The sequence below is a fragment of the Flavobacterium sp. genome, from assembly GCF_035760125.1.
Lineage (GTDB): Bacteria > Bacteroidota > Bacteroidia > Flavobacteriales > Flavobacteriaceae > Flavobacterium.
The window spans coordinates 1-7,394 of record NZ_DASTTN010000109.1 but is presented as its reverse complement, the minus strand read 5'-3'; the positions used below and the strand labels follow the sequence as shown (position 1 = coordinate 7,394).

7 protein-coding genes are annotated in these 7,394 nt (G+C 33.4%); 4 read left to right on the top strand and 3 right to left on the bottom strand.

Annotated elements, in window-relative coordinates:
* Nucleotides 1-44: 44 nt before the first annotated feature.
* Nucleotides 45-488 carry a 50S ribosomal protein L21 gene (rplU, locus tag VFS71_RS04255; RefSeq protein WP_089051829.1) on the top strand — a complete coding sequence of 148 codons (444 nt, stop codon included), beginning with the start codon at nt 45-47 and terminating at the stop codon, nt 486-488.
* A gap of 24 nt (nt 489-512) precedes the next feature.
* Entirely contained in the window at nt 513-773 is a 261-nt protein-coding gene (rpmA, locus tag VFS71_RS04250) for a 50S ribosomal protein L27 (protein ID WP_111409679.1), read from the top strand.
* Between the two features lie 141 nt (nt 774-914).
* Here the strand turns inward: rpmA and VFS71_RS04245 are convergent, their stop codons facing one another.
* The 3 genes from VFS71_RS04245 to ahcY form a co-directional block, all read right to left on the bottom strand.
* The gene (locus VFS71_RS04245; protein ID WP_326399572.1) at nt 915-3,239 is read right to left on the bottom strand and encodes a patatin-like phospholipase family protein; all 2,325 of its coding nucleotides are present in this window, start codon (nt 3,237-3,239) and stop codon (nt 915-917) included.
* Nucleotides 3,240-3,446: 207 nt separating this feature from the next.
* A complete protein-coding gene (locus VFS71_RS04240; protein ID WP_326399571.1) occupies nt 3,447-4,550 on the bottom strand; it encodes a fatty acid desaturase family protein in 1,104 nt (367 codons plus the stop codon).
* 182 nt (nt 4,551-4,732) lie between these two features.
* Nucleotides 4,733-6,049 (bottom strand): adenosylhomocysteinase, encoded by a 1,317-nt coding sequence (ahcY, locus tag VFS71_RS04235; protein WP_326399570.1) that lies wholly within the window; start codon nt 6,047-6,049, stop codon nt 4,733-4,735.
* Nucleotides 6,050-6,332: 283 nt separating this feature from the next.
* On the opposite strand from ahcY, the gene VFS71_RS04230 reads away from it, so the two are divergent.
* Nucleotides 6,333-7,112, top strand: coding sequence for a hypothetical protein (locus VFS71_RS04230; protein WP_326399569.1), 780 nt, complete (start codon nt 6,333-6,335; stop codon nt 7,110-7,112).
* The coding region (locus VFS71_RS04225; RefSeq protein ID WP_326399568.1) for a glycosyltransferase family 4 protein at nt 7,113-7,394 on the top strand (282 nt) is incomplete at its 3' end.

Genomic DNA, 7,394 nt, shown 5'->3' with positions numbered 1-7,394 from the left:
AGTTGTATATTTGCGCACTTAAAATTTTAATAAACATTATTGTTATGTACGCAATCGTAGAGATAGCAGGGCAACAATTCAAAGTAAGCAAAGACTTAAAGGTGTATGTTCACCGTCTAGCTAATGAAGAAGGTTCAAAAGTTTCTTTTGACAAAGTTCTTTTATTAGATGATAATGGAAATGTAACTTTAGGCGCCCCAGCTATAGAAGGTGCTTCAGTAGAAGCTAAAGTGTTACAACACTTAAAAGGAGATAAAGTTATCGTTTTCAAAAAGAAAAGAAGAAAAGGATACAAAAAGAGAAATGGTCACAGACAATATCTTACTCAAATTGTAATTGAAGGTATTACTGCAGCAGGTGGAACTAAAAAAGCAGCAGCTAAAAAAGCGGTTGTAGCAGAAGATGCTCCGGCAACTGAAGTTGAAGCAGCTCCAAAAGCAAAAAAAGCAGCAGCTCCAAAAGCAAAAAAAGAAGCTACTAAAGAATAATAACAATATTTAAACTCATACGTCATGGCTCACAAGAAAGGTGTCGGTAGTTCGAAGAATGGTAGAGAATCAGAATCAAAACGTTTAGGCGTTAAGATTTTTGGTGGACAAGCTGCTATCGCAGGGAACATCATCGTAAGACAAAGAGGTTCAAAACACAATCCAGGTGAAAACGTTTACATCAGTAAAGATCACACCCTACACGCAAGAGTAGATGGAGTTGTTCAGTTCCAAAAGAAAAGAGATAATAAATCTTATGTTTCTATACTTCCATTCGAAGCATAATCATAAGAATTAGATATTATTGCAAAACCCGTTTCGAAAGAAGCGGGTTTTTTGTTTTGTAATGAGAATTGATATGTATGTGAAGAATAATTACCTGCTTAGGTGGATGAATTTTTAAGGAGGATATTTTTGAAAAATATTTTAATTTGAAGGGTTAAAAGAGAATCCAACACTAAAAAATAATCTCACTTTGTCTATATTATTAATCCATGAAACATCAAAATGAATTGGTCCCAAAATAGATAGATAAGAAGCGGCTGCTCCTCCGGATAGTAAAAGACTGGTTTCTGTGCCATTATCCCAATTCCCTTTTGGATTAAAAGCATCACCAATGTATTCGTTGAAATTGTCAAAACCAACAGTTGCAATGTTAAAATGGGGAGTTAGATAAATTTTTCCTAATGGATTTATTTGTGCGCCAAGTTTGATTGCCATAAATTGAGAAGCGTTGACTTCGTCTTCGTGTAATCCTGGAAAAGAAAAGCGGTTACTGCCAGAACTAGGTAAAATGCCACCAAGAAAGTATTTGGAAGCATAACCAAAATCAGAAAACGAAACATCACCATCTTTAAGTTTGTCTTGAAAAATAAAATTAGCATCAAAGCCCATTATGCAAGTGACCTTCTTTTTTAGCTGCATCCTTTTTTCAAAACCGAATCCAAATTTTGTAAACCCATTTGTTTGTCCCGAATAGTCGGTTAAATTCGTATCCGTATAGTTTATATTGGTGTCGCTAAAAAGAGAACGGTTTATGCTGGCTCTTAAAATCGTTCCGTTTGTTGCAAAAAAAACTTTGTCCATATCGTTATATGAATAATGTATATTCATCTCTATGTCTTCAAAGTTGTAATTGTTAAGGGATAGTATATTAGGATTTAAATAGGGGTCATTTTTGGGTTTTACCTCTGTGTAATTGTAGTTTAAGCCGAGACCAATATAGCTTTTTAGGGAATTTAAATTTCGGTTTGCTTCATTATTGAATTCAAATGCATTGTAAAGCATATTGTCAGCCGATTTTCCACTTATAAAGAGTTCTTGTTTTAAAAAGGCACCATAAAGTTCAGAGCCCCACCACCAGTCCTTGTTTTTTCCAAAGTTTTTCTGAAAATCGATTCTTGCTTTAGGTTGTTCTGCAATATCAGCTGTAATGACAAGACGAGAGGATTGAGCGAGAATATTTCGGGCTGTATAATTAAGAATTAGTCCAACACCTCTATAGGTATCATAGTGTAAGGATGCGTTGACTTGGTTTTTTGAGTATTCAAAGCCATTTATGTTTAACCCTAGTTTGTCTCCGTCCTTTATGAAATAACTGTAGGTAATTTGATTGAAAAGATTGGTTCCCATGGCTCTATTGATGCCTTCGATCAAATCTTTGGTAGTGTATTTTGTATGTGGCTCGAAATTTGTTCGAGCAATTACCAAGGGAATGTTTTCTTTGCTGATGTTTTTGTAAACAATAGTATCAATCAAAAATTCGTTGGCGACTTTGGGGAGATAGTGTGTGCGTTGTTTATATCCTTTTAATTTATCGGCTAATGCAGACAAAGCATCTAAATTGAGTTTTGTGGCAATTTTACCGTCTTTGTAGATTTCGTTACTCTCTGCAAAATCGGCTGTGGAAAATCTTAAGTTGGGCATATGGTCTACTAAGATGTCGCAGAGTTTTCGGTTTTCGGGATCTTTGATGTTGCTTGGAAACATACTGGTTTGCATCAGTACAGTAACAAAATTATCGAGTTTATCTTTGGGTTCCATCCCTCCGCCTACATCACTCCCAATTATGATATCAGCGCCCATTTGCTTGGCAATATCAGTAGGGAAATTATTCATTACTCCACCATCGACTAATAAGGTTTCCTCATACGGCATTGGTTTAAAAACAGCGGGTAATGACATACTTGCTCTCATGGCAAATGCCAAACTTCCTTTACTGAGAATAACTTCTTTTCCATATACGACATCTGTTGCCATTGCTCTAAAAGGAATGGGAAGATTGTCAAAATCTTTGACATTGTAGACAGGAAAAGTCAATTCAGAAAGATATTCTCTTAAGTTTTGGTCGTTTAATATGGAGCTGACGCTAGTTGGTTTTCCGTCTTTTATGCCTATTCCTGCCAGATATCTTTGAAATTCGCTTTTCTCTTCAACGCTAACATTCTTTAGCGACAAGCTTCCGCCGAGCAATTTGTCCCAATCGATGTTTTTGGTTATGCTCGCTATGCTATCGCCGGAATATCCCATGGCATATAAACCTCCAATTACACTCCCCATACTGTTTCCAACAATAAGGTCAGGGACAATATGCAAAGAATCTAATGCTTGTAAAAGTGGAATGTGTGCAATTCCTTTAGCTCCACCACCACTCAGTACTAATACGACTTTAGGTTTTTTCTCTTGAGAAAAAATAATTTGACTAACCATTAATAAAGTAAACAAAAGAAAGAGAGGGAGATTTTTTTTCAAAGTGCCTAATTTTGGGTTAATAATTGAGAAAGCATAATGGGGTGTTCTATATCTAATTATAAACACTAAGATATTGAAAATTATGTTTTTAAAACAATAAAAAAACAGTTTTAAAATTTAAATGCTTTTTTTAGGAAGTAATGTTTTTCTGAACTAAATAGTTTAATTCCATTTTCAATTGGGGTAAAGGTTAATTTTTTTGAAATTTCACAATTCAGAAGAGTAGAAAATAGAATCGGCTTGACTAGAGTTCTTCAATAATAAATAATGAGATTTTATAGCTTTTAAGACAGGCCTACAGGTATATGGAAGTTGATTTTTTTCGGCATATTTACGTATAATTGGTGTTATTTTTGGATAGTATGTATGACCAATTGTAGGGAATAAATGATGCGCAACATGATGTGTAAATCCGCCATAGAGAAAATCAAATACTGGATCACCAGCATTAAAATCTTTGGTAACCATAAGTTGATGCTCGATCCAGGTAACTTCCATTTTGCCGTCCAAAGGAGGTAATGGAAAATGAGCTGATTCATCTGCATGGGTAGATACTAAAGCTACAACTCCAAATAAACTTGAGGTCAGATGCATCACAATCCAAGCAAGAAAGATAGTTCCGAAACTTTGTTCTAGGATCCAATAAGGAATAATCAGCATATGAAATAGATTGAAAGCTTTGGAAACAAAAAGTTTTATGTATTCCACGGGGGGAATGGTGTATACTCGCTTTAAATAGTTGTTTTTGGATCCGAAAAAATCTTTAAAATCTCTAATGTATAGCCAAATTAGAGTGTAAAATGGATATAAGAGCCATATGTAAATGTGCTGATATTTGTGGAATTTGTACAAAGGACTATTGGGAAAAATATGTATAACATCAGTTTGTTTGATATCGCAATCCCAGTTTTGAATATTGGGATAGGGATGATGTAGTAGTAAATGGCGCTGAATCCAGATTTCGCTATTAGTTCCAAAAAAATCTATTACGTAGCAGAAAGTTCGATTTTGTTTTTTGGTTGGAAAAAGAGCTCCGTGACTGGCGTCATGAAATGAGTTTACGAAAATGAGTATCATTGTAAATCCCATAATGATATACATTGAAAATAATGGGGCGGTATTATTTCCAAATGCTAAAATGCACGAGTAGGATATAAAAAAAAGAATTAGTAATCCCAGTGCTTTTGCAATGTTTTTGTATTGTAATTTTTTATTCTTTAGTACGGTTTCATGCACTTCTTTAGCTAATTTTTTGAAAAAATCATCTTTTCCTGCACGAAGAAATTGAGGTTTTTGTCCAATATCGTCCATAGCAAAATAATTAAAAATTGCATCAAGTTTAATTCGTAAAGTTATTGAAAAAAACGGTAGTTGTTAAAAATCAGATAGTTATATTTAATTTGTTTTGATACAGATATTAAAAAAAAAACCCTCACATCTCTGTAAGGGTTTTGAAATAACCTAAAATCGTAAATCTAAAAATCTACAATCATTTAGTATCTGTAATATTCTGGTTTGAATGGACCTTGAACTTCAACTCCAATGTAAGCTGCTTGATCTTCACGTAATGTTTCCAATTCAACGCCTAATTTAGCTAAGTGTAACATTGCTACTTTTTCATCTAAATGTTTTGGTAACATATAAACGTCATTGTTGTAAGCTGCGCTATTTTTCCACAATTCGATTTGTGCAAGAGTTTGGTTTGTAAATGAGTTACTCATTACAAAACTTGGGTGACCTGTAGCACAACCAAGGTTTACTAAACGACCTTCAGCCAAAATGATGATGTCTTTTCCAGCAATAGTATATTTATCAACTTGTGGTTTGATTTCGATTTTTGAAGCACCGTGGTTTTTATTCAACCAAGCCATGTCAATTTCGTTGTCAAAGTGTCCAATGTTACAAACGATGGTTTTATCTTTCATTTGCTCGAAGTGACTTCCAAGAACGATATCTTTATTTCCTGTAGTTGTAATGATGATATCAGCATTAGCAACAACAGTATTTAATTTTTTAACTTCAAAACCGTCCATTGCAGCTTGTAAAGCACAAATTGGATCTATTTCAGTAACAGTTACAATAGAACCAGCACCTCTAAAAGAAGCGGCAGTTCCTTTTCCAACATCACCGTATCCACAAACGATTACTCTTTTTCCAGCCAACATAATATCTGTAGCACGACGAACTGCATCAACTGCAGATTCTTTACATCCGTATTTGTTGTCAAATTTAGATTTAGTAACCGAGTCATTTACGTTGATTGCTGGCACTGGTAATGTTCCCGCTTTTACTCTTTCGTATAATCTGTGTACACCAGTTGTAGTTTCTTCAGATAATCCTTTGATTCCAGCAACCAATTCTGGGTAACGGTCAATAACCATGTTTGTCAAATCTCCACCGTCATCAAGAATCATGTTCAATGGTTTTCTGTCTTCACCAAAGAATAATGTTTGCTCGATACACCAGTCAAAAGACTCCTCATCAAGACCTTTCCAAGCATAAACTTGAATTCCGGCAGCAGCAATAGCAGCAGCAGCTTGATCTTGAGTAGAGAAAATGTTACAAGAACTCCAAGTTACTTCAGCACCAAGAGCAATCAATGTTTCGATTAAAACAGCAGTTTGAATCGTCATGTGCAAACATCCAGCAATACGAGCACCTTTAAGTGGTTGTTCGTCTTTGTATTCTGCACGAAGCGCCATTAAACCCGGCATTTCAGCTTCAGCTAGTTCAATTTCTTTTCTTCCCCAGGCTGCTAGAGAAATGTCTTTTACTTTGAAAGCCACAAAAGGCATAGTCGTTGTACTCATTTATAGTATATTTGTAATTGTAAATTTTTTGCAAATTTAGGCAATAAGTTTAGAAATAAACTAATTTATGCGAGATTTGTGATTTGTTTAATGTCTTAATCTTTTGAACATTAGATAAATGATTTTTTTTTTAGGAGCTAATCCCGCTATCCGCTATATCTTTTTCAATTCTATAAAGGTTTGTGAAATAGTAATTTTTCCGTATAAAATTCGAAAGATATTTTATATAATATCTTTAACTTTTAAAATGGTGCTAATATTATTCAATTTCTAAAATATAAAAATGAAACCTAAAACAGCATTAATAATTGGTCATCCAGGACATGAATTAAGAGCATATGCATTTATAAAAAAATATAAACCAGATGTATTTATTTTAACGGATGGTTCAGGCTCAAATAATACTTCTAGGATTAGACAATCTATAAAATTATTAGATTCATTGGGTGCTAAATTTCAGGATTCAATTAAAATATTTACGGATATAGAATTATATAACATAGTTTTAGAACAGGATTTGTCTGAAATTTTTTCATACAAGAATAGTCTTAAAGATATGATTATTAAAAATAAGTATGATGTAATAGTAGGTGATGCTTTAGAAGGGTTTAATCCAACTCATGACATTTGTAGATATTTGATAAATGGAATTATTTCTGACTTATCGATTAATCATAATTTGACGGCAATATTAAATTATGATTTTGTATTAGATTCTGCACCAAATAATGTTTCATTTGATGATAATATAGAAGGATTGTCTTTAAAGCTTTCTGATGAAGAGTTCAAAATGAAAATAAATGCTGCAATGAGTTATCCAGAATTAAAATACGAAGTTGACATCGCAATTGAGAAATATGGGAAAGAAGTTTTTTTGTGGGAATCATTCGGTAAAGTAACAGATCTTAATCAAATATCAAATTGGAGCGATGTAAAGCCTTATTATGAAGAGTTTGGGGAGAAAAGGGTGACTGAGGGATCTTATTCAACTATAATAACATTTGAAAAGCATATCAAGCCTATTGCAGAGTTATGTCTTGGTATTAACAATAATTCAATGTAAATGAATATTTTAATTACAAATATAGTTGTTTTTGAGAATACAGGTACTGAAACATATATAAAAGAACTGGCAATTGAACTCATGAGTAGGGGACATGCAGTAGAAATTTTTACATTGGTTAAGGGAGCATTAGCGAACGAATTGATTGAAAAAGGAATTAATGTTACTTCTAATTTAAAGCAATTAAAATTAATCCCTGATATTATTCATGCCCATCACAATATCACTACACTTAAAGTACTGAGTTTTTTTAAATTTACACCTGTAGTTTATTTTATTCAT

Bases quoted from the DNA above. Each gene is read 5' to 3' on its own strand.
- rpmA (WP_111409679.1), top strand. From the start codon at position 513: ATGGCTCACAAGAAAGGTGTCGGTAGTTCGAAGAATGGTAGAGAATCA.
- rplU (WP_089051829.1), top strand. From the start codon at position 45: ATGTACGCAATCGTAGAGATAGCAGGGCAACAATTCAAAGTAAGCAAA.
- VFS71_RS04240 (WP_326399571.1), bottom strand. From the start codon at position 4,550: ATGGACGATATTGGACAAAAACCTCAATTTCTTCGTGCAGGAAAAGAT.
- ahcY (WP_326399570.1), bottom strand. From the start codon at position 6,049: ATGAGTACAACGACTATGCCTTTTGTGGCTTTCAAAGTAAAAGACATT.
- VFS71_RS04230 (WP_326399569.1), top strand. From the start codon at position 6,333: ATGAAACCTAAAACAGCATTAATAATTGGTCATCCAGGACATGAATTA.